Here is a 23,821-nt window from a genome sequence, read left to right as displayed (position 1 = left end):
AGATAATGCGGTCTGGGGGTCTTTGCAAGGCGAGCGCCTGTGGATAACTTGTGCGTACTTTGTGTGTGAATAGTGGGTATTCGCTGTAGGCCTTGTGCCAAGAGGTTTGCACTATTTTTCTGCGTCGTGCTGCCCCGGGGTGGAAATTTTCGGGGGCGCACACTAGCACAAAAAACGGTTCAGTCGAGGGCGTTCTGGCTGAGGTTGGCAGTGCCTGGTGCGGGACGTAGTATCCGGGGCTGATGTTGCCTTTTGGTTAAACGGTGACAGTTCCGTCCTCATCGCCGGCAAGCCGGCTCCCACAGGTCTGGCGCAGGCATTGTCTGTGGGAGCCGGCTTGCCGGCGATGAGGCCGGCGCAGGCAAAACAAAGAACAACAATCGAAGGCAAGGCCATGGACCAACCCATACACCGCATCCTGATCGTCGAGGACGACCAGCGCCTCGCCGAGCTCACCGCCGAATACCTCCAGGCCAACGGCTACGAGGTCGCCGTGGAGGGCGATGGCGCCCGTGCGGCACGGCGCATCGTCGACAGCCAGCCAGACCTGGTGATCCTCGACCTGATGCTGCCCGGCGAGGATGGCCTGAGCATTTGCCGGCGGGTACGCAGCCAATACCCCGGCCCGATCCTCATGCTCACCGCCCGCAGCGACGAACTCGATCAGGTACAGGGCCTGGACCTGGGCGCCGACGACTATGTCTGCAAGCCGGTACGCCCCCGCCTGTTGCTGGCGCACATCCAGGCGCTGCTGCGGCGCAGCGAACCGACCCTGAACAAGAGCCAGGAGCTGGCCTTCGGCAAGCTGCGCATCGACAACCGCTTGCGCGAAGCCAGGCTTGGCGAACAGTTGATCGAGCTCACCGGCGCCGAATTCGACCTGCTCTGGCTGTTGGCCAGCAACGCCGGACGGGTGCTGACGCGCGAACAGATCTTCACGGCGCTACGTGGCGTCGGCTATGACGGCCAGGACCGCTCCATCGATGTGCGTATCTCCAAGATCCGTCCCAAGATCGGCGACGACCCGATCCAGCCACGCCTGATCAAGACCCTGCGCAGCAAAGGCTACCTGTTCGTTGGCGATGCGCCATGAACAACTCGATTTTCCTCCGTATCTACGGGGGCATGCTTGCTGTCCTGGTACTGGTCGCCTTGCTTGGCGTACTCAGCCTGCACCTGGTCAATGAAGTGCGCGCTGCCCAGCACCGCGAGGGCCTGGCACAGGGCACGTTCAGCCTGATGGCCGACAACCTGGCGCAACAGAACGAAACCGAACGCAAGCGCTCGCTGCTGATGTGGGAGCGCCTGCTTGGCGTGCCACTGGCACTGCAGCCGATGTCGACACGCACGCTGGACGGTGGCCAGCGCGCGCGCCTGTATCGCGGCCTGGTGGTGGTGAACAAGACCGGGCCACATGCCGCGCAGGTGCTGCGCAAGGTCGGCCGGGAGGACCTGCTGCTGGTGGCCGAGGTCAAGCAGGTCAGTGAACAACTGGCCCGGGCCACCCTTTATCTGCTGACCGATGAACTGGTGCGCTACCCGGTGACCGAGCAGCAGCAGCGCCTGGCGGAGCTCAAGCAGAGCAAAGGCTTTGGTTTTGGTGTCGCCCTGCAGCGGCTGGAGCGGGTCGGTCTCGACGATGACCAGCGGCGGCGGGTGGAAGAGGGTGACACGGTCATGGCGCTGGGCAGTGATGGTGATTCGATCCGCGTATTCGCCGGCCTGCCGGGGTCGCCCTGGGTGCTGGAAATCGGCCCGCTGTACCAGCTCAACCCCTATCCACCGCAATTGCTGGTGCTGATCACCTTCCTCGGCTTGTGCCTTATCGGCCTGGTGGTCTACTTGCTGGTGCGCCAGTTGGAGCGGCGCGTGTCAGGCCTGGAAATGGCCGCCACGCACATCGCCCAGGGCAGTCTGGAGACCCGCGTACCGGCGGGTGATGCCGACTCGGTAGGGCGTCTGGCGGCGGCCTTCAACGGCATGGCCGAGCACCTGCAGCGCTCGCTGAACATGCAGCGTGAATTGGTGCGCGCGGTATCCCACGAATTGCGCACGCCGGTGGCGCGCCTGCGCTTCGGCCTGGAAATGATCGAAAGTGCGCCGACCGAGCAAGCGCGCGCCAAGCACCTGGCCGGTATGGATGGCGACATCCAGGACCTCGACAAGCTGGTCGACGAGATGCTGACTTATGCACGACTGGAACAGGGGGCGCCCGCGCTCAAGTTCCAACGGGTCGACCTGGATGCCTTGCTCGACCGGGTGATCGAGGAACTGGCGCCACTGAACGCTCAAGTGAGGCTGGTGCGCGGCGTGTGCCAGGTGCATGACGCCGAGGGCGCCTGGGTCGAGGCCGAGCCGCGCTACCTGCACCGCGCCCTGCAGAATCTGGTCGGCAATGCCCTGCGCCATGCCGCTGGCGAGGTGCGTTTGAGCTACCAGCTGGGCCAGCAGCGCTGCCGTATCGATGTGGAAGATGATGGCCCCGGCATTCCCGAAGGCTTTTGGGACCGCATCTTCACCCCCTTCACCCGGCTCGACGACAGCCGTACCCGGGCTTCAGGCGGGCATGGCCTGGGCCTGTCGATCGTGCGGCGAATCATCTACTGGCATTCAGGCCGCGCTACGGTGGGGCGCAGCGAGGCGCTGGGTGGCGCATGCTTCAGCCTCAACTGGCCGCGTGAGCAGGCGCCGCAGTAGGGCTCAGACGCTGATCAGGCTGAGCAGGTGGCCGTCTTGCAGGCAGAACTGCCCTTCAAGCTCGCAGCCGTGCTGCCAGTCGGACGACAGGTCGGTGAGCAGGCGCAGGCGGGCCAAGCCATCGGTGGACCATTCCAGCACCTCGGCGTGCTCGAAGTAGAAACGCTGGCGGGTCAACGGGTAGAGGGTCTTGAACAGGCTTTCCTTGAGCGAGAAGGTCAGGGTGACCGACAGGCCAAGTTGGCTGCGGTCCAGACGCTCGAGCTCCGCGGGTGTGAGAATTTCGCCCATCAGCCGTTCAGCGCGGTCGTCGTCGAGCAGCGCTTCCTGATCCAGGCCGACGCCTCGACAGGCGGTATCGGCGGCAACCACCGCAGCCGCCCAGCCTTTGCCGTGGGTGATCGAACCATGGATCCCGGCAGGCCAGATCGGCGAGCGATCTTCGTGGCTGCCCGGCACATGATCGCGGCCATCCAGACGCTGCAGTGCGGCCCGCGCGCAGACGCGACCGGCCAGGTACTCGGCCTGGCGCTTGGCCACCGAGCGTTGCAGGCTGGCGCTGGGCACGATACCGGCGCGCAGGAAGTCGTCGGCGGCCAGCAGGGCCGGGTCGAAGGCGCAACTGACCAGTACCGCGCCGGGGAGTGGGCGGGGCAGGGGCCAGTGGTACTGGAGCGGGGCGCAGCAGGAAGGCAATGTGTTCATGGCAGGTATTGTGCCAGCCGACGGAGTTGTGTGGGAGATGGGGCTGCGTTGCAGCCCTATCGCCGGCAAGCCGGCTCCCACAGGTACCCCGCAGCGCCTGAGAGCGGTGGAATACCTGTGGGAGCCGGCTTGCCGGCGATAGGGCCTTTACTCGAACACTTTCTTGAAGAACGCCTGCATATCCGCCCAGGAACTTTCATCCGCCGCCTTGTTGTAGCCGATGTCCGGCCCCCCATGCTCGCCATGGCTCAAACGATCAGCATCCGGGTTGGTGAACCCGTGCTTGGCCCCGGGAATACTCACGAAACTGTAGTTGGCCTTGGCTGCATCCATCTCCGCCTTGAACGCCGCAACCTGCTCCTGGGTGACCATGCTGTCGTCGGCACCGTGCTCGACCAGTACGTAGGCCTTCACCTCGCCGGGTTTGGCCGGTGTCTGTGTGGCCAGTGGGCCATGGAAGCTCACCACGGCATCGAGTCGTTTCACGCCGCGCCGTGCGGCATCGAGCACCACCTTGCCACCGAAGCAGTAACCGACGGCACCCAGACTGCTCTTGTCGGTGTAAGGCTGTATTTCCAGCAGCTTCAGGCCCGCGTCGAAACGGCTGGCGGCAGCGTCAGGGTCTTTCATGGCCTCGGCCATGAACGCCTGGGCATCCTGCGGATGCTCGGTGTGCTTGCCATCGCCATACATGTCGATGGCCAGCGCGCTATAGCCCAGGGCCGCGAGGTCACGGGCGCGGCGCTTGGCATAGTCGTTCAGCCCCCACCATTCATGCACCACGACGATGCCCGGGCGTTTGCCCACGATTGCATCGTCATAGGCGTAATAGCCCATCAAGCGCTTGCCCTCGGCATCCTGGTAAGGGATTTCGCGAGTCACTATTGCCGCCTGGGCAAGCGCGGCACTGCACATCAGGGTCACAGCCAGCAGGGCACGCATGTTCACTACTCCTTGTTTGGCAAACGGTTCGTTCAGCCGAGGTTCAGCCAAGGTTCAGCCGCGGTTCAGGGCACCCTGCTTACTCTAGCTTCCAGACCGAAACAGCGCCTTCAACTGGAGCAAGAAGCCATGAAAACCTTCAACACCCTGCTTGCCGCCATCGCCGTGTGTGCCGCTGGCATGACCACCGCCCAGGCCACCGATGAAAACTTCGCCAGCCTGACCTACGGCCAGACCAGCGACAAGGTTCGCAAGTCTGGCCTGTTGCAAAGCAATACCGACAACCTCAACGCCGACGGCATCATCGGCAAGGACGATACCTGGGGTGTGCGCCTGGGCCGCATCAATGACCAGGGCCGCTACTACGTGACCTACGACAACGTCTCGGGCGATCACAGCGGCCTCAAGCTGCGCCAGGAGAACCTGCTGGGCAGCTATGACCTGTTCCTGCCGGTAGGGGATACCACCAAGCTGTTCGGCGGCGGCAGCCTGGGCATGACCAAGCTGACCCAGAATTCGCCGGGGGCAAGTCGTGACAGCGATTATGGCTACGCGGTAGGCCTGCAGGCGGGCGTGATCCAGGAGCTGACCGACAAGGCTTCGGTAGAGCTGGGCTACCGTTACCTGCAAAGCAACGCCTCGACCGAAGTGGCGCCCAGCGGTGGGCCTAAGGCGGGCACCCTGCGTCTGACCAGCAGTGCACAGACTTACCTGTCGGCGAACTACAAGTTCTGACGCGTGAGTCGAGTTATCCTCTACTGGCCTCATCGCCGGCAAGCCGGCTCCCACAGGGAACTCCACTGCTTTCGGGCCTGTGGGGTTCCCTGTGGGAGCCGGCTTGCCGGCGATGAGGCCAGTCCAGGCAATGCATGAAAAGGAGCCCCACATGAAACTTCTGGTGGTCGAGGACGAAGCCCTGCTGAGGCACCACCTCAATACCCGCCTGGGCGAAAGCGGCCATGTGGTCGAAGCCGTGGCCAATGCCGAAGAAGCGCTGTACCAGGCCGAGCAGTTCCATTTCGACCTGGCCATTATCGACCTCGGCCTTCCGGGCATGAGCGGGCTGGAGCTGATCGGCCGGCTGCGCAGCCAGGCCAAGGTCTTCCCCATCCTCATCCTCACCGCGCGTGGCAACTGGCAGGACAAGGTCGAAGGCCTGGCCGCCGGTGCCGATGATTACCTGGTCAAACCTTTCCAGTTCGAAGAGCTCGAAGCACGGCTCAATGCCCTGCTGCGTCGCTCCAGCGGCTTTACCCAGTCGACCATCGCCGCAGGCCCGCTGGTGCTTGACCTCAACCGCAAGCAGGCGACCCTGGATGAGCAGCCTCTGGCCTTGACCGCCTACGAGTACCGCATCCTCGAGTACCTCATGCGCCATCACCAGCAGGTAGTGGCCAAGGAGCGGCTGATGGAACAACTCTACCCCGGCGACGAAGAGCGTGACCCCAACGTCATCGAAGTGCTGGTCGGGCGCCTGCGCCGCAAGCTTGAAGGCGAGCACGGGTTCAAGCCGATCGACACGGTACGCGGCCTGGGCTACCTGTTCACCGAGCGCTGCCGGTGATCCGCTCGCTGCGGGTGCGGTTGATGCTGGCGGCGGCCGTGCTGGCGTTGCTGTTCATGCTGGCGCTGCTGCCGGCCTTGCAGAAAGCCTTCAGCCTGGCGCTGCAGGAGTCGATCGAGCAGCGTCTGGCCTCCGACGTCACCACGTTGATTTCGGCGGCACGCATCGAACATGGCCGGCTGCAGATGCCGGAGCTGCTGCCGGACGAACGCTTCAACCTGCCGTACACCGGCTTGCTCGGCTACATCTTCGACCGCGACGGCCAGTTGGTCTGGCGCTCGCGCGCCACCGCCGACCAGAACATCAACTATCAGCCGCGCTACGATGGGCGCGGCAACGAATTTGCCCTCATCCACCAGAACGATGGCGAAGAGTTCTTCGTCTATGACGTCGAGATCAAGCTACTCGGCGGGCAGAACGCGGCGTACAGCATCGTCGCCTTGCAGCCGGTGCGTGAGTACCAGCAAACCCTGGCTGGGCTGCGTGAAAAGCTCTACCTCGGTTTTGGCGCTGCCTTGCTGGCCTTGTTGGGCTTGCTGTGGGCCGGCCTGACCTGGGGCCTGCGGTCGCTGCGGCGGTTGAGCCGTGAGCTGGACGAAGTGGAGTCCGGCGCACGCGACGGACTGAGCGGCGAACACCCCCGTGAGCTGCTGCGCCTGACCGGTTCGCTGAACCGCTTGCTGCGCAGCGAACGTGAACAGCGCCAGCGCTACCGCGATTCGCTGGGCGATCTGGCGCATAGCCTGAAAACCCCATTGGCGGTGCTACAGGGCGTAGGCGAAAACCTGCAGCAGCGCACCGGCGAGCGCGAGCAGGCGCGGGTGCTGCAGAGCCAGGTCGAGCGCATGAGCCAGCAGATCGACTATCAACTGCAGCGTGCCAGCCTGCGCAAGAGCGGCCTGGTGCGTCACCGTGTGCAACTGCGACCGGTGCTGGAAAGCCTGTGCAGCACCCTGGACAAGGTCTACCGCGACAAGCGTGTCGAGGTCATGCTCGATGTGTCGGCGCAGGCAGAGGTGCCGATGGAGCAGGGCGCCTTGCTGGAGTTGCTCGGCAACCTGCTGGAGAACGCCTACCGGCTGAGCCTGGGCCTGATACGGGTGAGCCTGGAGGAGGCGCCTGGGCAGCTGACGTTGTGCGTCGAGGATGATGGCCCTGGGGTGCCGGCAGACCAGCGGGAGCGAATTCTCGAGCGTGGTGAGCGGCTGGACCGGCAGCATCCTGGGCAGGGGATCGGCCTGGCGGTGGTCAAGGACATCGTCGACAGCTATGACGCGGCGCTGAGCCTGGATGATTCGCCGTTGGGTGGGGCGGCTTTCAGGCTCACCTTTCACCTGGAGTGAAGGGCTGGCAGTACCGACCTCATCGCCGGCAAGCCGGCTCCCACAGATACTTCATCGCTATCAGGCCTGTGAATTTCCCCTGTGGGAGCCGGCTTGCCGGCGATGAGGCCAGTGATACCAGCCACCGCTGCGGGCGGATTCCCGCCATCCTCCCTGTTCAAATTCCGCCACCGGGCGGAAATCCGCCACTTCTTATCCGCCATTTCGCCCCGTCGTTGGGCATTTTCCTCTAGCAATCACGGCCCTCGCACAGTTCACGAGCATTTTGGCATCGCCCTTGCTATCTCCATTGGCAGAGGCCTGCCCAGGCAGCTCGAACACAACGACAAATCCCTCCAGGTGCAGGAGGGTTAGCGATTCAGGTGCCCAACCACCCTGGGAAGGGTGAAGCCAGCACACTTGAGGAAAAATGAGCCATGACGACACGTCAGCCGCTGTACAAATCCCTGTATGTCCAGGTGATCATCGCCATCACCATCGGCATCCTGCTCGGCCACTTCTACCCGGAAACCGGCGTTGCCCTCAAACCCTTGGGTGATGGCTTCGTCAAACTGATCAAGATGGTCATCGCCCCGATCATCTTCTGTACCGTGGTCAGCGGCATCGCTGGCATGCAGAGCATGAAGTCGGTCGGCAAGACCGGCGGCTACGCGCTGATGTATTTCGAAGTCGTCTCCACCATCGCCCTGATCATCGGTCTGGTGGTGGTCAACGTGGTCAAGCCGGGCGCCGGCATGCACATCGACGTCAGCACCCTGAACGCCAGCAGCGTGGCCGCCTACGCCGCTGCCGGCGCGCAGCAGACCACTGTCGGCTTCCTGCTCAACATCATTCCCAACACCATCGTCGGCGCCTTCGCCAACGGCGATATCCTGCAGGTGCTGATGTTCTCGGTGCTGTTCGGTTTCGCCCTGCACCGCCTGGGCAGCTATGGCAAGCCAGTGCTGGACCTGATCGACCGCTTCGCCCATGTCATGTTCAACATCATCAACATGATCATGAAGCTCGCGCCGGTCGGTGCCTTTGGCGCCATGGCGTTCACCATCGGCCAGTACGGTGTCGGTTCGCTGGTGCAGCTGGGCTACCTGATGGCCTGCTTCTACATCACCTGCCTGGCGTTCATCCTCATCGTCCTCGGCGGTATCTGCCGCGCCCACGGATTCAGTGTCCTCAAGCTGATCCGCTACATCCGTGAAGAGCTGCTGATCGTGCTGGGCACTTCCTCCTCGGAGTCGGCGCTGCCCCGCATGCTGGCCAAGATGGAGCGTCTGGGCGCGAAGAAATCGGTGGTTGGCCTGGTGATCCCGACCGGCTACTCGTTCAACCTGGACGGCACCTCGATCTACCTGACCATGGCCGCCGTGTTCATCGCCCAGGCTACCGACACCCAGATGGACATCACCCACCAGATCACCCTGCTGCTGGTGTTGCTGGTCGCGTCCAAAGGTGCCGCAGGCGTGACCGGTTCGGGCTTCATCGTCCTCGCCGCCACCCTCTCCGCCGTTGGCCACCTGCCGGTTGCCGGCCTGGCGCTGATCCTCGGTATCGACCGCTTCATGTCCGAAGCCCGCGCCCTGACCAACTTGATCGGCAACGCCGTTGCCACCGTGGTGGTGGCCAAGTGGGTCAATGAAATGGACAACGACAAGCTGGCGTCGGAACTGGCTTCCGGTGGTGCACCGCTGATCGACACTCGCCCGACCGACGACCTGGGCGTAGCTGAAGGCCCGGCTCGCTGAGTGTGATGCAATCATGAAGAAGGCGACCCTAGGGTCGCCTTTTTTGTGTCTGCAGTGGCCCTATCGCCGGCAAGCCAGCTCCCACAGGTACCCCACAGCGCTCAAATTCAGTGGAAAAACCTGTGGGAGCCGGCTTGCCGGCGATAGGGCCCGATCATTCAACCCGAGTCTCGCCGCTGTAAATCAGAATCTCTTTACACCGCCGACACAGATACCGCCGCCCCTGGTGCACCAGCCTGTGCCGCTGCGCAGTAAACGGAAAATCACTCTCCGGACAAGGGCACCGATAGATGTACCGGGTCACCACGCGCCGCTGCACCTCATAGTTGTGGCAACGGTTCGGCGGCAGCTCATACACCCCGCGCATGATCAGCTGCCACTCCTCGCCATGGGCCTGAATGCGCTCACCGAACAGTTGATGGGCAACCAGGTGCGCCACCTCATGGGCGACGGTCTGACGCAGGAAATCTTGCTGATTTTCGCGGTACAGCTGCAGGTTGAAGCGCAGCAGGTTCTCGTGCAGGTGGGCGACGCCGGCTTTCTGGCCGCGCAACTTGAAGCTCACGTGTGGGCGCGGGAAAGGGCGTTTGAAAAAGGCTTCGGCTTGCTGGTAACAGGTTTCGACGCGTTGTTTGAGCAGCTCGGGCATGGCGGGGTAATTCTCCTGACCGGTCATTATGCCGCAGCGAGGCGAAGGTGCCGAGCCCACTGGTCAGCAGGCAGACAAAGGCCGCCTTGCGGCGGCCCCTGGCTTGATGCCCCAGTGTTGGTTGGATCTAGTTGGTATAGACGGGCCCTACGCCCAGGCCCCAGATGATCACGGTAGCAGCCATGATCGCCACCAGTACCACCAGGCCCACTGCCAGTACCGAGCTGGAGAACAGGAAGCCTTCATCCGATGGAATGTTCATGAACGTCGGCAAGCCGACATAGAGCAGGTACACGGTGTAGCAGATGGCGGCGGTGCCCACCATCATGCCCAGCCACAGGTGCGGGTAGAGCGCCACCAGGCCGCCGATGAACAGTGGGGTGGCGGTGTAGGTGGCAAACGCGATGCACTGGGCCAGGGACGGGTTGGCATCGTAGGTGCGGGCCATCCAGTGAATGAACGCGCCCATCACCGCTACTCCGGCGAGCATCGCCAGGTAGGACATGATGCTCATCCATAGCGCGCTTTCCAGGGTCAACATGACCGCCGGACGGCCACCGATCACCCAGCCGACCTGGGTGGTGCCGATGAAGGCCGAAATGGCGGGAATCGCCGCCAGGATCAGCGTGTGTGTCAGGTACATGTGGCTGATGCTTTCTTCTTCCCCGCGAATCTCGCGCCATTCCTGATCAGGATGGGTAAAAAGCCCCACAACGTGATGAATCATGCCGGTCACTCCTCTCTATGTTGCCAACCGCCCCCCAGGTGGAGCGCAAGCGGCCCGAGGCCAAGACAACCGATGCAAGCGGTAATGTGGCCTTATGTCGCAGTATAGGAAGCCGTTGTCAGCATAAAACCGGCTTTTTAGAGCAAATTGCGCTGTCGGTAGTGCTGCTGATTACATTGAAGTCTTTATCGGTTAGCCCTACAGCCGCGTCAGGTTTGTGCGTAAAATAGCCGCCTTTTGTCACACCTCGCGGATTCAAGCGCTATGGGCACCCTCTCGGTCAACCAGAACAAACTGCAAAAACGCCTGCGTCGCCTCGCTGGCGAAGCCATCACTGACTACAACATGATCGAGGATGGCGACAAGGTCATGGTCTGCCTGTCTGGCGGCAAGGACAGCTACACCATGCTCGACGTTCTGTTGCACCTGCAGAAGGTGGCACCGATCACGTTCGAGATCGTCGCGGTGAACATGGACCAGAAGCAGCCGGGCTTCCCCGAGCATGTGCTGCCGGCCTACCTCAAGGAACTGGGCGTCGAGTACCACATCGTCGAGAAAGATACCTACTCGGTGGTCAAGGAGCTGGTGCCCGAGGGCAAGACCACCTGCTCGCTGTGCTCGCGCCTGCGCCGTGGCACCTTGTACACCTTCGCCGACGAGATCGGGGCGACCAAGATGGCCCTGGGACACCACCGCGACGACATCGTCGAAACCTTCTTCCTCAACATGTTCTTCAACGGCGCGCTCAAGGGCATGCCGCCGAAGCTGCGCGCCGATGACGGGCGCAACGTGGTGATCCGCCCGCTGGCCTACTGCAACGAGAAAGACATCCAGGCCTACTCGGACATGAAGGAATTCCCGATCATTCCGTGCAACCTGTGCGGTTCCCAGGAGAACCTGCAGCGCCAGGTGGTCAAGGACATGCTGGTGGAGTGGGAGCGCAAGCACCCGGGCCGTACCGAGAGCATCTTCCGCGCCCTGCAGAACGTTGCCCCGTCGCAGCTGGCCGACCGCAACCTGTTCGATTTCACCAGCCTGAAGATCGACGAGAGCGCCACCCCACGCTTCCTCGATGTGCTGAACATCTGAGCCCATGCGCGATTACCAGTGGCTGCACGAATACTGCCTGAACCGCTTCGGCTCGGCCCAGGCCCTGGAAGCCTTCCTGCCGCAGCCGCGTACGCCAGCGCAGCTGCGCGATATCAACGATGACCGCTACCTGTCGACCTTGGCCCTGCGCGTGTTCCGCGCGGGTCTCAAGCACAGCCTGGTGGACGCCAAGTGGCCGGCGTTCGAGCAGGTGTTCTTCGGCTTCGACCCGGAGAAAGTGGTGCTGATGGGGGCTGAGCACCTGGAACGGATGATGCACGACGAGCGCATCATCCGACATCTCGGCAAGCTCAAGAGCGTGCCGCGCAATGCGCAGATGATCCTCGACGTGGCGAAGGAGAAGGGCAGTTTCGGCGCGTTCATCGCCGACTGGCCGGTGACCGATATCGTCGGCTTGTGGAAGTACCTGGCCAAGCAGGGCAACCAGATGGGCGGGCTGTCGGCGCCGCGCTTCCTGCGCATGGTTGGCAAGGACACGTTCATCCCTACCGATGACATGGCGGCTGCGCTGATTGCGCAGAAGATCATCGACAAGGCGCCGACCAGCCAGCGGGATCTGGCGCTGGTGCAGCAAGCGTTCAACCAGTGGCATGAAGAGAGCGGGCGGCCGCTGTGTCAGCTGTCGGTGATGCTGGCGCATACCGTCAACCATTGAGACCGTCGGGGCCGCTTTGCGGCCCTTTCGCGACACAAGGCCGCTCCTACAGAGATACGCATTACCCTGTAGGAGCGGCCTTGTGTCGCGAAAGGGCTGCAAAGCAGCCCCAGACTTCAACTCCCTTCGCCCGCCAAGCGCCGCTCCTGCTGAAACTTCCAGCGCACAAACAGCAGCCCACTGACAAACAACCCCAGGCTTACCAGCACCTCAACCCAGCCAAACACCGCCCGCGCCGGATCGAACGCCGCCAGCACGCCCTTGATGAAATAGATATTCACCACAAAGCAGGTCCAGGCATGCGCCCGGGCACTGCCCATCAGCATGCCCGGCACCAGCAACAGCAGCGGCAGCAGCTCGATCGCCAGAATCACCCCGACCCGGGCCCCATGCAGGTTGGCGAACCACAGGTTGTTCACCACCAACAAGGCGATCAGGCCAAAAAAGAAGGCCAGGCTCAGCGCCCGCGTCAGGCGCACACGCGGTGCCAGCCATGCCAGCGACGGCAACACCTTGGGCTTTCTAGCCACGCGCGGCCTCCAGTGCCTTGGCCGTGGTCGCCAGGCGTTGGCCAAGGGCGCGGCACAGGGTGATCTCGTGCTGATCGAGTTCACGCTTGCCATCGGCACCGGCATGGTGGCTGGCGCCGTAAGGCGTACCGCCACCGCGGGTTTCCAGCAGTGCCGATTCGCTGTAGGGCAGGCCCATCACCAGCATGCCGTGGTGCATCAGCGGCAGCATCATCGACAGCAGGGTGGTTTCCTGGCCGCCGTGCAGGCTGGCGGTGGAGGTGAACACGGCGGCGGGCTTGCCGACCAGTTCGCCTCCCAGCCACAGGCTGCTGGTACCATCGAGGAAATATTTCAACGGCGCAGCCATGTTGCCAAAGCGGGTCGGGCTGCCCAGCACCAGGCCTGCGCAGTGGCGCAGGTCGTCGAGGGTGGCGTACAGCGCGCCGCTGGCCGGAATGTCCGGGGCGACGGCTTCGCATTCGGTGGAAATCGCCGGCACCGTGCGCAGGCGTGCCTCCATGCCGGCCAGCTCGATGCCGCGGGCAATGTGCCGGGCCATCTCGCTGGTCGAGCCGTGGCGGCTGTAATACAACACCAGGATAAACGGCGCACTCACGGCAGAATCTCCAGCACCTTCTCCGGTGGGCGACCGATCACCGCCTTGTCACCGGCGATCAGGATCGGCCGTTCGATCAGCTTGGGGTGCTGGGTCATGGCGTCGATCAGTTGCGCGTCGCTCAGGGCCGGGTTGGCCAGGTCGAGCGCTTTGTATTCGTCTTCGCCGGTACGCAGCAGCTGGCGCGGGGCGATGCCCAGCTTGCCGAGCAGGGCCTTGAGGGTGGCAGCGTCTGGCGGGGTTTCCAGGTAACGTACGATGGTCGGTGCCAGGCCCCGTTGTTCGAGCAGTTCCAGCGCGCCGCGGGATTTCGAGCAGCGCGGGTTATGATAGAGCGTCAGGTCAGTCATGTCGGGTCGCATCCAGCTGGGTGTGGCGGCTATTCTAACCGCAGCGACTGACCCATTTGCTCGAAAACTTGAGAAGGATTGACCCATGGCAAGGCGTTTGGCAGCAGTACTGGCCATCACCGCGAGCCTGTTGCTCGGTGGTTGCGGTGCCGACTACGGCGTGGACCAACACGGTAATACGGTAAAGGCCGAGCAGCTCGACGGGCACTGGCTGGTGCTCAACTACTGGGCCGAATGGTGCGGCCCGTGCCGTACCGAGATTCCAGAACTGAACACGGCGGCCAAGCTGTGGGCGGCCGACGGTATCAAGGTGGTCGGGGTGAACTTCGACGGCTTGCAGGGGCAGGAATTGAAACAGGCGACCGATACCCTGGGCATTGGCTTCACCGTGCTGGCCCAGGATCCGGCCGAGCGTTATGACCTGCCGCGTAGCGAGGCGCTGCCGGTGACCTACATCATCGATGACAAGGGCAAGGTGCGCGAGCAGTTGCTGGGCGAACAGACCCTGGAAGGGCTGCAGGCCAAGATCAAGGCGTTGAAAGGCGCTTGATGCAGGTCTGTACCGGCCTCATCGCCGGCAAGCCGGCTCCCACAGGTACCCCGCAGTTCTTCAGCCCTGTGGGGCTCCTGTGGGAGCCGGCTTGCCGGCGATAGGGCCGGTACAGCCAACAGAGAATCAGCCTTCCTCAGGCCAGAAGCGCAAAGGCTTCCCCGCAGCCGGCCAGAACCGCATCTGCTCGACCGGCGACACATCCCAACGCTGCACCGTCTCCAGCGCCTGCAAAAAGCGCTTTTCCTGCTCCATCAACGCCGGTGCGCAAAGCTTGCGGGTCTTGCCGACCTTGCCAAAGCTCAGGTGCTCGCCGTCCAGGGTATACGGCGCGAACCAATGGTTGCAGCCGGCATTGCCATAGGCGCGGCCATCGCTGGCCAGGGTCAGGGTCAGGTGGCTGTAGTCGATCAGCGGACGTTCACCGATCCACTCCAGCACATAGCTGCGTTCCTGCTGCAGCTTCGACGGTTCGGCGGCGCAGCCAAGCAGGCCGCTGGCAACCAGCACGCCGGTCAGCACATTCTTCACGCGGCGCTCTCCTGGCATTTCGGGCACAGGTGCTTGTCGCCACGGCTGGCCCAGCCCAGCTCGGTGACGCGCGCGGTGGCGGCCGGCTGACGGGCTTTCTTGCCCAGCTTGGCGTCCACGGCGAACTCGAAGTCCAGCACCGCGTCGCAGCTGTCGCACTCGACCTGCCAGGTGAGGATCTCCAGCTCGTTGAATACCGGGCCGCTGGCCACGGCAACCCACTGGCCGCGCGGGTTGATCAGGTGACGCACGCTTTCCACGGTCAGGCGCATGGCCAGGTCCTTGCTGCCCTTGAGGGTGACCAGCAGGGTGTCGCCTTTGTGCATCGAACCACCGTTGCCGGTCACCTGGTAACGGCCAGGTACCAGGGCGCGGCATTCGATCAGGGTGTGTTGCGGGTTGAAAAGGGTGTAGCGGAAATCGTGCTCGACCATGGGTCCTCCAGAAATGCCGCGTATCCTAGCATTAACCTGTGACCTGATTCTGCGGTTTGCCAGCCGCCCAGCGGATGATGTTGTCCAGCGTGGTCGCGGCAATGGCGTCCAGGGCTTCGCGGGTCAGGAAGGCCTGGTGTGCGGTGACGATCACGTTGGGGAAGGTCAGTAGGCGCGCCAGCACATCGTCCTGCAGCGGCAGGTCCGAGCGGTCCTCGAAGAACAGCTGTGCTTCCTCTTCATAGACGTCCAGGCCCAGGTAGCCGAGCTGGCCGCTTTTCAGTGCATCGATCAGTGCCGGCGTGTCCACCAGCGCGCCACGGCCGGTGTTGATCAGCATGGCGCCGGGCTGCAGCTGGGCCAGGCTCTGGGTGTTGATCAGGTGTTTGGTGTGCTCGGTCAACGGGCAGTGCAGGCTGATGATTCGCGCCTCGCGCAGCAGTTCGGGCAGCTCCAGGTAGCGGGCCCCCAGCGCCAGCAGCTCGGGGTTGGGGTAGGGGTCGTAGGCCAGCAGTTGGCAGCCAAAACCGGCCATGATGCGGGCGAAAGCAACGCCGATCTGGCCGGTGCCGACCACGCCGACGGTCTTGCCGTGCAGGTCGAAGCCGGTCAGGCCATGCAGGGTGAAATCGCCTTCGCGGGTGCGGTTGTAGGCACGGTGCAGGCGGCGATTCAGTGCCAGGATCAGCGCGACGGCGTGTTCGGCCACCGCATGCGGCGAGTAGGCCGGCACACGCACCACCGCCAGGCCCAGGCGCTGGGCGGCGGCCAGGTCGACATGGTTGTAGCCGGCCGAGCGCAGGGCGATCAGGCGCGTGCCGCCGGCGGCCAGACGCTGCAGGACCTGGGCGTCGAGTTCGTCGTTGATGAAGGCGCACACCACTTCGAAGCCCTGGGCCAGGGCGGCGGTGTCGAGGGTCAGGCGGGCGGGCTGGAAGTGCAGCTCCAGGGGCAGGTTTTGGCTGGCCTGGGTGAAGCTTTCCTGGTCGTAGTGCTGGCTGCTGAACAACAGGGCGCGCATGGTCGGGCTTCCTATTTCGAGGTAGTGGGGATTGTAGCCAGCTGCCAGGGCAGAAGTGTTGATCTGCACCGACCCTATCGCCGGCAAGCCGGCTCCCACAGGCGTCGGTGGCAACGCGGACAGGGTGGGAGCCGGCTTGCCGGCGATAGGGCCCCTGAGTTCAGGCGCTGAGCCGCGCCTGCGCCGCCAGCCGGCAGATCGCCCCGTCCAGCTCATCCAGTGCTTGCTGCGCCTGCGGATGATTCTGCTTGAGCAAAGTCTCACTGCGTTGGCACGCCGCGCGCAGCTGCGGCACGCCGCAATAACGCGACGCCCCGTTGAGTCGATGCACCTGCTCGATCAGCGCGGTGTGGTCCTCGGCCTCGCGCGCGGCGCGGATCGCTTCGCGGTCACTGTCCAGCGATGCCAGCAGCATGGCCAGCATGTCGGCGGCCAGGTCCGGCTTGCCGGCTGCCAGGCGCAGGCCTTCGTCAGGGTCGAGCACGCGCAGGTCACGGCTATCGGCCTGCGGCTCATCCAGGCGCTCCAAGGGCGCGGCGCCCAGGCTCAACCCGGTCCACTTCATCACGACCTGGACCAGCTGGCGTTCGCTGATCGGTTTGGTCAGGTAGTCGTCCATGCCGCTGTGCAGCAAGGCGCGCTTTTCGTTGGCCATGGCGTGGGCGGTGAGGGCGACGACCGGCAGCGGGCTGCCACTCTGGGTGTTTTCCCACAGGCGGATCTGCTCGGTGCAGGCACGCCCATCCATGCCGGGCATCTGTACGTCCATCAGCACCAGGTCGAAGGTTTCGCTCTGCACCGCCTGCAGTGCGGCCTGACCGTTGTCGACCGCCAGCACATCGGCCCCCAGGTCTTCGAGCAGGGTCTGCACCAGCAGCAGGTTGGCGGGATTGTCGTCGACGCAGAGGATCTTTGCCCGGCGCTGGCCGCGGTTGCCCGCGTTCGCTTCGGCGAACGGGCGACGCGGCTGCAGCAGCTCCAGTAGCAGGCGGCGCAGCTTGCGCGTGCAGGTCGGCTTGGACAGCAATTGACCGTGGCCATTGGGCAGGAACGGGTGGTAAAGCGCCTGTTCAGTGGTCGGGCACAGCACCACGCACAGGCATTGGAAGCGTTCCAATTGCTGGTGGTAGTGGCCCAGTTGCTCAGGCGACAAACTGCCCAGGTTGGCGCCCAGCACGGCGAACTCGAACGGCAGGCCGGCCTGGTGCGCAGCCTGCACACCCTGCAGCAGATGATCGTAGGAGGCGAACAGGCTTACGCTAAGGCCACAGTCCTCCAACTGGTGTTCGAGGGCCTGGCGGGCCAGCTCATGGCCATCGACGATTGCCGCGCGACGGCCCAGCAGCGGTTGCAGCGGTTGTTCCTCCATGTCGTCGTGGGCCTTGGGCAGGCTCAGGCTGATCCAGAACTGCGAGCCTTCGCCCGGCGTGCTGTCGACCCCGATCTCGCCACCCATCTGTTCGATCAGGCGCTTGGAGATCACCAGGCCCAGGCCGGTGCCGCCCGGTTGCCGGGCCAGCGAGTTGTCCGCCTGGCTGAATGCCTGGAACAGCGTGCGCACGTCCTGCGGCGACAGGCCGATACCGGTGTCCTGCACGCTGATGCGCAGTTGCGCGCTGTCTTCGTGTTCGTCTTCGAGCATGGCCCGTACGACGATGGTGCCTTCGCGGGTGAACTTGATCGCGTTGCTCACCAGGTTGGTGAGGATCTGCTTGAGCCGCAACGGGTCACCGACCAGCGACGACGGCGTGTCGCGGTAGATCAGGCTGAGCAGTTCGAGCTGCTTGGCGTGGGCGGCGGGGGCGAGGATGGTCAGGGTGTCCTGGATCAGGTCGCGCAGGTTGAACGGAATGCTGTCGAGCACCAGTTTGCCGGCCTCGATCTTGGAGAAGTCGAGGATCTCGTTGATGATCCCCAGCAGGTTGTCGGCGGACTTTTCGATGGTGCTCAGGTAATCCAGCTGGCGCGGGGTCAGCTCGCTTTTCTGCAGCAAGTGGGTGAACCCGAGAATGCCGTTGAGCGGCGTGCGGATCTCGTGGCTCATGTTGGCCAGGAACTCCGACTTGATACGGCTGGCCTCCAGGGCCTCCTTGCGCGCCATGTCCAGCTCGATGTTCTGGATTTCGATGGTTTCCAGGTTCTGGCGCACGTCCTCGGTGGCCTGGTCGATGCTGTGCTGCAGTTCTTCGTGGGCGCTGTGCAGGGTCTCGGCCATGCGGTTGATACCGCGTGCCAGTTCGTCCAGCTCGTGGCTGCCCATGGCAGGCAGGCGCTCTTCGAGATGGCCGTCCTTGAGCTGGTTGACCGCATGCTTGATGCGCGCGATCGGGTCATTGATGGTGCGGCTCATGCGCATCGCCAGCAGGCCACTGAGGCCAAGGCAGGCCAGGATCAGCAGCACGGTAGTGAACAGATTGCGGTAGCCACGCAGCAGTGTGCCGTCGTGGGACAGTTCAATTTCGACCCAGCCCAGCAGACGCTCGGCTTCGGCTGGGACAGCATCGGTAGCCAGGTCACGGTGATGACCGAACACCGGCATCAAGTAGCGGGTGGCGTCGTTGCCGCTGCGCCGCAACAGCTGAGTGCCGGTGCCGCCGCTGGGCGCCTGGTTGATCATGCTGGGGCCGGCATGGGCCAGGCGGCTACGGTCCGGGGCAAGGAACGCCACGGCGCGCACATCGGTCTGTTCCAGGGTTTGCGCAGCGATGCGCTCAAGCTGCGCGGGCGTCTGTCGGGCCAGGGCAGGGGCGGCCAGCGGAGCCAGTTGCTCGGCGATCATCTTGCCGCGCTGCAGCAGTTGGGTGCGCAACTCATTTTGCTGCAACCAGGTGAAGTAGCAGCCCAGCACCAAGGCCATCAGGCTGGCCGGTAACAGTGCCAGTAGCAGAACCCGGCTGCGGATTCCCAAACGATCGAGCACACCAGCCTCCTGTCATCTGCCTGTACGCCGCGGCCGGAGCCGCGAGCCAAAGCGGAAAGTTACTCTGCCTGCCGCATGAATGCACCTCTTTGCGATGTTTTCGCTGGCCTGTCACCGCATTGGTCGCGGGGCGGTTGCCTAGATCGGTAGCATGCTCAATAATTGCACGCAATTGAGAATGCATGGCAGTTGCCAATGAATCCCGTAGCTATTCACTCCTCCAGCATCCTGGCCATCGAGGACGACCCGGTCCTGGGCGCCTACCTGCATGAGGAATTGCAGCGTGGTGGTTTTCAGGTGACCTGGTGCCGTAACGGGCTCGAAGGTTTGGAAACGGCCAGTCGGCAGGCCTTCGACGTGGTACTGCTGGATATCCTCCTGCCGGGGCTGAACGGCCTGGACGCCTTGGCTCAGTTGCGTCGGCGCAGCGCCACGCCGGTGATCCTGATGTCGGCGCTGGGCGCTGAAGCCGATCGTATCTGTGGCTTCCAGCGAGGGGCCGACGACTATCTCCCCAAGCCTTTCAGCATGGCCGAGTTGAAGGTGCGCATCGAGGCGATCCTGCGCCGCGTCGCCCTCGAACGTCGCCACCAGCCAGCGCAGGAACTCGCCACGGGCGAGCTTCGCTTCGACGATGGCCTGTGCGATGTCAGCCTGGGCGGCCAGCATGCGGGCCTCACCCCCAGCGAGTACCGTCTGTTCGACATCCTCAATCGCAACTTCGACGAGGTGCTGAGCAAACCCTTCCTTTATCAGCAGGTGCTGCAGCGCGGCTATTCGCGGCATGACCGCAGTCTGGACATGCATGTCAGCCAGATTCGCCGCAAACTCAAGGGTATCGGCTACCACGAGCGGCAGATCCGTACCGTCTGGGGCAAGGGCTACGTGCTCAGTGTCGGCGAGGCGGAGTGAGCGATGCTCGACCGTCATTCGCTGTTCTGGAAGCTGGCTATCCTGCTGGTGGGCTTCTGCCTCCTTATGATCGGCCTGAGCTACACCTGGGGCCGCCACATGGAAACCCAGAACGCCTTTCTCGACGAGCCCGCCCGCCAGGTGCTGCGCGGCTATGCCAGCGAGGCCGAGCAGGCCTGGCGCAGTGGCGGACAGGCCGCTCTGGACCAATGGGTCGCGGCGATGCAGCAGCGCGAGCAGGGCTGGCTCGGCGTGCTCGACAGCCAACTGCGGCCCTTGAACAGTACCACCCTGGGTCCGGAGATCATGCAACGCCTGACTCGCCTGCGCGGCGTCGACTGGCCCATGAGCCGGCGCAGCACCGACCAGCCCTGGCTGCGCATTCCGTTCCCTGGGGCGCCGGCGCAAGGCATGCTGGTGATCGAGTTGCCGACACGTTTCACCCCCGGTCAGTACCAGATGGCCTGGCGTGTCGTCACCAACGGCATCATTCCTGGCCTGTTCACCTTGCTGCTGTGCGTCGGCCTGTACCGCATGCTGATCGTGCCGCTCAACCAGCTGCGCGAGCAGGCCAACGCCTGGCGCGCCGACCAGCTCTCGGCACGTCTGGACTCACGCACCATCGCCCGGCATGACGAGCTGGGTGAACTGGCCCGTGCCTTCGACCAGATGGCCGAGCGGCTGCAGGGTACGGTGGTCATGCAGCAGCAGCTGCTGCGCGATTTGTCCCACGAGATGCGCACGCCACTGAGCCGGTTGCGCGTGGCCTGTGACGGTGAAACCGACCTTGAGCGCCTGCGCGAGCGGCTGGGTCGTGAGGTGGATTGCATGCAGCAGCTGGTCGAGGACACGCTGCAGCTGGCCTGGCAGGACGCCGAACGGGCACCGATGAACCTTGAGCCGATCCAGGTGCAGGCGTTGTGGGAGCTGTTGGTCGAGGATGCCTGTTATGAAAGCGGTTGGTCGCCTGAGCGCCTGCGTTGCGAACTGCCGGCCCATTGCTGGGTGCAGGGCAACCTCAACCACCTGGCCCAGGCCGTCGAAAACATGCTGCGCAATGCCATCCGCCATTCGCCGGAAAACGGCCTGGTGCGTTTGGGCGGGCAGCGCGAGGGGAGCTATTGGCGCTTGTGGCTGGGAGATGAGGGCGGTGGCGTGGCCGAGGGCGACCTGGAGCGGATCTTCGCGCCGTTTTCCCGCCTCGACGGCTCGCGCCCGGGGGATGGTGGGTTCGGTCTGGGGTTGAGCATTGCCCGCAGCGCGATCCAGCGTCAGGGCGGTACCTTGTGGGCCGAGAATGGCAAGCGCGGGCTGCGCTTGTGCATGCGCCTGCCGGTTCATGTGCCGGCTGCACAGGCCCCATCGCCGGCAAGCCGGCTCCCACAGGTACAGCACTAACCCTGTAGGAGCCGGCTTGCCGGCGATAGGGCCCACATGGACAACACAAGGCCATATAGCTTGTAGCTATACCTACCACAGATTGCGTGATATGGCGGCGAAGGGTTTGCCGGTATGATAGGCACCCCTGCCGTCCGGATTGTGAAATACACCATGACCTTGCAGTACCCAACCATCGCCGATTGCGTCGGCAATACGCCCCTGGTTCGCCTGCAGCGCATCGCTGGAGAAACCAGCAACACTCTCCTGCTCAAGCTCGAAGGTAACAATCCCGCCGGTTCCGTGAAGGACCGCCCGGCACTGTCGATGATCACCCGCGCCGAATTGCGCGGCCAGATCAAGCCCGGCGATACCCTGATCGAAGCCACTTCCGGCAACACCGGCATCGCCTTGGCCATGGCGGCGGCGATCAAGGGTTACAAGATGATCCTGATCATGCCCGACAACTCCACCGCCGAGCGCAAGGCTGCCATGACCGCCTACGGCGCCGAGCTGATTCTGGTGACCAAGGAAGAGGGCATGGAAGGCGCCCGCGACCTGGCCGAGAAGCTGCAGGCCGAAGGCCGCGGCCTGGTCCTCGACCAGTTCGCCAACGGCGACAACCCGATCGCCCATTACACCAGCACCGGCCCGGAGATCTGGCAGCAGACCCAGGGCACCATCACCCATTTCGTCAGCTCCATGGGCACCACCGGTACCATCATGGGCTGCTCGCAGTACCTCAAGGAGCAGAACCCGGCGGTGCAGATCGTTGGCCTGCAACCGATGGAAGGTTCGGCGATCCCGGGCATCCGCCGCTGGCCCGAGGAGTACCTGCCGAAAATCTTCGACGCCACCCGCGTCGACCGCGTGATCGACATGTCCCAGCAGGAGGCCGAGGAAACCACCCGCCGCCTTGCCCGCGAAGAGGGCATTTTCTGCGGCGTGTCTTCCGGTGGTGCGGTGGCAGCCATGCTGCGCCTGTCCCAAGAAGTGGAAAACGCGGTGATGGTTGCGATCATCTGTGACCGCGGCGACCGTTACCTGTCCACCGGCCTGTTCGACCCGAGCTAAATGTCCAGAAAGAAAAGCAACAGCGGCCTGCGCTTCCAGCCGGCCGGCGGCAACCGTGCCCCCCAGGTCCCCGTGGGCAAGAAGCAGCGCCTGGAAATCGAGCGCCTGGCCGGTGACGGCCGCGGCATCGCCTTCCTTGATGGGCGCACCTGGTTCGTCAGTGGCGCCCTGGCCGGTGAAGCGGTCGAGGCACGCGTGCTCAATGCCCGCGGCAAGGTGGTCGAGGCGCGACTGGAGCGGGTATTGCAAGCCAGCCCCGAACGCCGCCAGGCACCGTGCCGTCACTACGAACGCTGCGGTGGCTGCAACCTGCAGCACCTGCCGCACGACGCCCAACTGGCGCTCAAGCAGCGCACCCTGGCCGAACAGCTGCAGCGGGTTGCCGGCGTACAGCCCGAAGAGTGGGCTACCCCCTTGAGCGGCCCGGAGTTCGGCTACCGGCGCCGGGCGCGGGTAGCGGTACGCTGGGATGTGAAAGCGCGCCAGCTGGATGTAGGCTTTCGCGCCGAGGCCAGTCAGGAAATTGTCTCCATAGATGACTGCGCAGTGCTGGTACAGCCTTTGCAATCTATTCTTCGTCACTTACCGACCGTGCTGCGCTCGCTGAGCAAGCCCCAGTCGATCGGCCATGTGGAGTTGTTCAGCGGCACCGCCGAAGCTGTACTGGTTCGCCATGTGGCGCCATTGCCAGCGGAAGACCTTTCGCGACTGCAGGCATTCTGCAGCGAAGCCAACGCGCAGCTGTGGTTGCAAGGCGAGGGTGAGCCGGCGCCGGTGGATGCCGAGGCGAAACTGGGCTTTGCCCTGGAGCCCTGGCAGCTTGAGCTGGCATGGCGCCCGGGCGATTTCGTCCAGGTCAATGCCCAGGTCAACACGGCGATGATAGAGCAGGCGCTGGCCTGGCTCGCGCCGCAGGCCGACGAGCGTGTGCTGGACCTGTTCTGCGGCCTGGGCAACTTCGCCTTGCCGCTGGCCCGTCAGGCACGTGAAGTGGTGGCGGTGGAAGGTGTACAGGCCATGGTCGACCGTGCCGCGGCCAATGCCCGAAACAACAATGTGCATAACGCACGGTTTTTTCAGGCCGATTTATCGCAGCCTTTGGCAGGCGCCGGATGGGCCGCCGAGGGCTTTTCTGCGGTACTCTTGGATCCACCGCGCGACGGTGCGTTCGAGGTGGTGCAAGGCATCGCCCGCCTCAAGGCCAGACGGCTGGTCTACGTATCGTGCAACCCGGCCACGCTGGCGCGAGACGCCCAGGTGCTGGTCGGCCAGGGGTACCGGTTAAAAAGGGCCGGGATTCTCGACATGTTTCCTCAGACGGCACATGTCGAAGCCATGGCGTTATTCGAAGCGGGCTAGCGAACTGGCCCCTTGGTGCGGCTTCCATGGACTG

The 23,821-nt window shown here is 64.0% G+C and carries 24 protein-coding genes; 13 read left to right on the top strand and 11 right to left on the bottom strand.

The features are described 5' to 3' along the window. Positions 1–394 precede the first annotated feature (394 nt). Positions 395–1,093, top strand: a complete 699-nt coding sequence (locus tag ACIPZB_RS16110; RefSeq protein ID WP_400641487.1) for a response regulator — start codon at positions 395–397, stop codon at positions 1,091–1,093. Next, the gene (locus ACIPZB_RS16105; RefSeq protein ID WP_400641485.1) at positions 1,090–2,697 is read left to right on the top strand and encodes an ATP-binding protein; all 1,608 of its coding nucleotides are present in this window, start codon (positions 1,090–1,092) and stop codon (positions 2,695–2,697) included. Before ACIPZB_RS16110 ends, ACIPZB_RS16105 begins: the two co-directional genes overlap by 4 nt. 3 nt (positions 2,698–2,700) lie before the next feature. On the opposite strand, the gene ACIPZB_RS16100 is transcribed toward ACIPZB_RS16105, so the two are convergent. After that, positions 2,701–3,402, bottom strand: coding sequence for a 4'-phosphopantetheinyl transferase (locus ACIPZB_RS16100; protein WP_400641483.1), 702 nt, complete (start codon positions 3,400–3,402; stop codon positions 2,701–2,703). A 147-nt stretch (positions 3,403–3,549) separates the two neighbouring features. Beyond that, positions 3,550–4,344 carry a dienelactone hydrolase family protein gene (locus ACIPZB_RS16095; protein WP_400641481.1) on the bottom strand — a complete coding sequence of 265 codons (795 nt, stop codon included), beginning with the start codon at positions 4,342–4,344 and terminating at the stop codon, positions 3,550–3,552. Between the two features lie 129 nt (positions 4,345–4,473). On the opposite strand from ACIPZB_RS16095, the gene ACIPZB_RS16090 reads away from it, so the two are divergent. From ACIPZB_RS16090 to ACIPZB_RS16075, 4 genes are all read left to right on the top strand, one after another. Beyond that, on the top strand, positions 4,474–5,079 hold the full coding sequence (locus ACIPZB_RS16090; RefSeq protein ID WP_400641479.1) for an outer membrane beta-barrel protein: 606 nt from the start codon (positions 4,474–4,476) through the stop codon (positions 5,077–5,079). A gap of 151 nt (positions 5,080–5,230) precedes the next feature. Further along, positions 5,231–5,908, top strand: coding sequence for a response regulator (locus ACIPZB_RS16085; protein WP_400641477.1), 678 nt, complete (start codon positions 5,231–5,233; stop codon positions 5,906–5,908). Further along, positions 5,905–7,251 carry an ATP-binding protein gene (locus ACIPZB_RS16080; protein ID WP_400641475.1) on the top strand — a complete coding sequence of 449 codons (1,347 nt, stop codon included), beginning with the start codon at positions 5,905–5,907 and terminating at the stop codon, positions 7,249–7,251. Before ACIPZB_RS16085 ends, ACIPZB_RS16080 begins: the two co-directional genes overlap by 4 nt. Before the next feature lie 416 nt (positions 7,252–7,667). Beyond that, a complete protein-coding gene (locus ACIPZB_RS16075) occupies positions 7,668–8,990 on the top strand; it encodes a dicarboxylate/amino acid:cation symporter (protein ID WP_400641473.1) in 1,323 nt (440 codons plus the stop codon). A gap of 154 nt (positions 8,991–9,144) precedes the next feature. Here ACIPZB_RS16075 and ACIPZB_RS16070 read toward each other — a convergent pair whose 3' ends face one another. Further along, the gene (locus tag ACIPZB_RS16070) at positions 9,145–9,639 is read right to left on the bottom strand and encodes a SprT family zinc-dependent metalloprotease (protein ID WP_400641471.1); all 495 of its coding nucleotides are present in this window, start codon (positions 9,637–9,639) and stop codon (positions 9,145–9,147) included. Between the two features lie 127 nt (positions 9,640–9,766). Continuing rightward, complete coding sequence (locus tag ACIPZB_RS16065) at positions 9,767–10,366, bottom strand: Yip1 family protein (RefSeq protein ID WP_400641469.1); 600 nt, start codon at positions 10,364–10,366, stop codon at positions 9,767–9,769. A gap of 264 nt (positions 10,367–10,630) precedes the next feature. On the opposite strand from ACIPZB_RS16065, the gene ttcA reads away from it, so the two are divergent. Both ttcA and ACIPZB_RS16055 read left to right on the top strand, forming a co-directional pair. Continuing rightward, complete coding sequence (gene ttcA, locus ACIPZB_RS16060) at positions 10,631–11,455, top strand: tRNA 2-thiocytidine(32) synthetase TtcA (RefSeq protein ID WP_008100705.1); 825 nt, start codon at positions 10,631–10,633, stop codon at positions 11,453–11,455. Positions 11,456–11,459: 4 nt separating this feature from the next. After that, the gene (locus ACIPZB_RS16055; RefSeq protein WP_400641467.1) at positions 11,460–12,131 is read left to right on the top strand and encodes a DNA-3-methyladenine glycosylase I; all 672 of its coding nucleotides are present in this window, start codon (positions 11,460–11,462) and stop codon (positions 12,129–12,131) included. Positions 12,132–12,247: 116 nt separating this feature from the next. Here the strand turns inward: ACIPZB_RS16055 and ACIPZB_RS16050 are convergent, their stop codons facing one another. Genes ACIPZB_RS16050 through arsC form a run of 3 tightly spaced genes read right to left on the bottom strand, consistent with a single transcriptional unit; the run spans position 12,248 to position 13,609 of the window. Then, positions 12,248–12,661: a DUF2069 domain-containing protein gene (locus ACIPZB_RS16050; protein ID WP_400641465.1), complete on the bottom strand. Its 414-nt coding sequence runs from the start codon at positions 12,659–12,661 to the stop codon at positions 12,248–12,250. Next, the gene (wrbA, locus tag ACIPZB_RS16045; RefSeq protein WP_008100699.1) at positions 12,654–13,259 is read right to left on the bottom strand and encodes an NAD(P)H:quinone oxidoreductase; all 606 of its coding nucleotides are present in this window, start codon (positions 13,257–13,259) and stop codon (positions 12,654–12,656) included. Before wrbA ends, ACIPZB_RS16050 begins: the two co-directional genes overlap by 8 nt. Then, positions 13,256–13,609, bottom strand: coding sequence for an arsenate reductase (glutaredoxin) (arsC, locus tag ACIPZB_RS16040; RefSeq protein ID WP_400641463.1), 354 nt, complete (start codon positions 13,607–13,609; stop codon positions 13,256–13,258). Before arsC ends, wrbA begins: the two co-directional genes overlap by 4 nt. An 85-nt stretch (positions 13,610–13,694) precedes the next feature. On the opposite strand from arsC, the gene ACIPZB_RS16035 reads away from it, so the two are divergent. Further along, positions 13,695–14,159, top strand: coding sequence for a TlpA disulfide reductase family protein (locus ACIPZB_RS16035; RefSeq protein ID WP_400641461.1), 465 nt, complete (start codon positions 13,695–13,697; stop codon positions 14,157–14,159). Positions 14,160–14,285: 126 nt separating this feature from the next. Here ACIPZB_RS16035 and ACIPZB_RS16030 read toward each other — a convergent pair whose 3' ends face one another. The 4 genes from ACIPZB_RS16030 to ACIPZB_RS16015 all read right to left on the bottom strand — a co-directional run bounded on the left by ACIPZB_RS16030 (position 14,286) and on the right by ACIPZB_RS16015 (position 19,065). Next, complete coding sequence (locus tag ACIPZB_RS16030) at positions 14,286–14,690, bottom strand: META domain-containing protein (RefSeq protein ID WP_400641459.1); 405 nt, start codon at positions 14,688–14,690, stop codon at positions 14,286–14,288. Then, entirely contained in the window at positions 14,687–15,124 is a 438-nt protein-coding gene (locus ACIPZB_RS16025; RefSeq protein ID WP_008100690.1) for a hypothetical protein, read from the bottom strand. Before ACIPZB_RS16025 ends, ACIPZB_RS16030 begins: the two co-directional genes overlap by 4 nt. A 31-nt stretch (positions 15,125–15,155) precedes the next feature. Next, positions 15,156–16,145, bottom strand: coding sequence for a 2-hydroxyacid dehydrogenase (locus ACIPZB_RS16020; protein WP_400641456.1), 990 nt, complete (start codon positions 16,143–16,145; stop codon positions 15,156–15,158). A 160-nt stretch (positions 16,146–16,305) separates the two neighbouring features. After that, positions 16,306–19,065, bottom strand: coding sequence for a response regulator (locus ACIPZB_RS16015; protein ID WP_400641454.1), 2,760 nt, complete (start codon positions 19,063–19,065; stop codon positions 16,306–16,308). A gap of 195 nt (positions 19,066–19,260) precedes the next feature. Here ACIPZB_RS16015 and ACIPZB_RS16010 point away from each other — a divergent pair, with 195 nt between their 5' ends. The 4 genes from ACIPZB_RS16010 (at position 19,261) to rlmD (ending at position 23,787) form a co-directional block, all read left to right on the top strand. Beyond that, positions 19,261–19,977, top strand: a complete 717-nt coding sequence (locus tag ACIPZB_RS16010) for a response regulator transcription factor (RefSeq protein WP_400641452.1) — start codon at positions 19,261–19,263, stop codon at positions 19,975–19,977. Between the two features lie 3 nt (positions 19,978–19,980). Next, complete coding sequence (locus tag ACIPZB_RS16005; protein WP_400641450.1) at positions 19,981–21,375, top strand: histidine kinase sensor domain-containing protein; 1,395 nt, start codon at positions 19,981–19,983, stop codon at positions 21,373–21,375. Between the two features lie 153 nt (positions 21,376–21,528). Next, positions 21,529–22,428 (top strand): cysteine synthase CysM, encoded by a 900-nt coding sequence (gene cysM / locus ACIPZB_RS16000; protein ID WP_400641448.1) that lies wholly within the window; start codon positions 21,529–21,531, stop codon positions 22,426–22,428. Further along, on the top strand, positions 22,429–23,787 hold the full coding sequence (rlmD, locus tag ACIPZB_RS15995; RefSeq protein WP_400641446.1) for a 23S rRNA (uracil(1939)-C(5))-methyltransferase RlmD: 1,359 nt from the start codon (positions 22,429–22,431) through the stop codon (positions 23,785–23,787). Positions 23,788–23,821 lie beyond the last annotated feature (34 nt).

The sequence above is a fragment of the Pseudomonas sp. NPDC089396 genome, from assembly GCF_044749545.1.
Classification (GTDB): domain Bacteria; phylum Pseudomonadota; class Gammaproteobacteria; order Pseudomonadales; family Pseudomonadaceae; genus Aquipseudomonas.
The sequence above is the reverse complement of the archived record's forward strand: the minus strand, read 5'-3'. Positions and strand labels throughout refer to the sequence as shown.

Excerpts from the sequence above, each read along its gene's own strand:
- cysM (WP_400641448.1), top strand. The coding sequence starts at position 21,529 with ATGACCTTGCAGTACCCAACCATCGCCGATTGCGTCGGCAATACGCCC.
- ttcA (WP_008100705.1), top strand. The coding sequence starts at position 10,631 with ATGGGCACCCTCTCGGTCAACCAGAACAAACTGCAAAAACGCCTGCGT.
- ACIPZB_RS16105 (WP_400641485.1), top strand. The coding sequence starts at position 1,090 with ATGAACAACTCGATTTTCCTCCGTATCTACGGGGGCATGCTTGCTGTC.
- ACIPZB_RS16065 (WP_400641469.1), bottom strand. The coding sequence starts at position 10,366 with ATGATTCATCACGTTGTGGGGCTTTTTACCCATCCTGATCAGGAATGG.
- arsC (WP_400641463.1), bottom strand. The coding sequence starts at position 13,609 with ATGACTGACCTGACGCTCTATCATAACCCGCGCTGCTCGAAATCCCGC.
- ACIPZB_RS16085 (WP_400641477.1), top strand. The coding sequence starts at position 5,231 with ATGAAACTTCTGGTGGTCGAGGACGAAGCCCTGCTGAGGCACCACCTC.
- ACIPZB_RS16070 (WP_400641471.1), bottom strand. The coding sequence starts at position 9,639 with ATGCCCGAGCTGCTCAAACAACGCGTCGAAACCTGTTACCAGCAAGCC.
- ACIPZB_RS16025 (WP_008100690.1), bottom strand. The coding sequence starts at position 15,124 with ATGGTCGAGCACGATTTCCGCTACACCCTTTTCAACCCGCAACACACC.
- ACIPZB_RS16090 (WP_400641479.1), top strand. The coding sequence starts at position 4,474 with ATGAAAACCTTCAACACCCTGCTTGCCGCCATCGCCGTGTGTGCCGCT.
- ACIPZB_RS16010 (WP_400641452.1), top strand. The coding sequence starts at position 19,261 with ATGAATCCCGTAGCTATTCACTCCTCCAGCATCCTGGCCATCGAGGAC.
- ACIPZB_RS16020 (WP_400641456.1), bottom strand. The coding sequence starts at position 16,145 with ATGCGCGCCCTGTTGTTCAGCAGCCAGCACTACGACCAGGAAAGCTTC.
- ACIPZB_RS16055 (WP_400641467.1), top strand. The coding sequence starts at position 11,460 with ATGCGCGATTACCAGTGGCTGCACGAATACTGCCTGAACCGCTTCGGC.
- rlmD (WP_400641446.1), top strand. The coding sequence starts at position 22,429 with ATGTCCAGAAAGAAAAGCAACAGCGGCCTGCGCTTCCAGCCGGCCGGC.
- ACIPZB_RS16005 (WP_400641450.1), top strand. The coding sequence starts at position 19,981 with ATGCTCGACCGTCATTCGCTGTTCTGGAAGCTGGCTATCCTGCTGGTG.
- ACIPZB_RS16035 (WP_400641461.1), top strand. The coding sequence starts at position 13,695 with ATGGCAAGGCGTTTGGCAGCAGTACTGGCCATCACCGCGAGCCTGTTG.
- ACIPZB_RS16095 (WP_400641481.1), bottom strand. The coding sequence starts at position 4,344 with ATGCGTGCCCTGCTGGCTGTGACCCTGATGTGCAGTGCCGCGCTTGCC.
- ACIPZB_RS16100 (WP_400641483.1), bottom strand. The coding sequence starts at position 3,402 with ATGAACACATTGCCTTCCTGCTGCGCCCCGCTCCAGTACCACTGGCCC.
- ACIPZB_RS16075 (WP_400641473.1), top strand. The coding sequence starts at position 7,668 with ATGACGACACGTCAGCCGCTGTACAAATCCCTGTATGTCCAGGTGATC.
- ACIPZB_RS16110 (WP_400641487.1), top strand. The coding sequence starts at position 395 with ATGGACCAACCCATACACCGCATCCTGATCGTCGAGGACGACCAGCGC.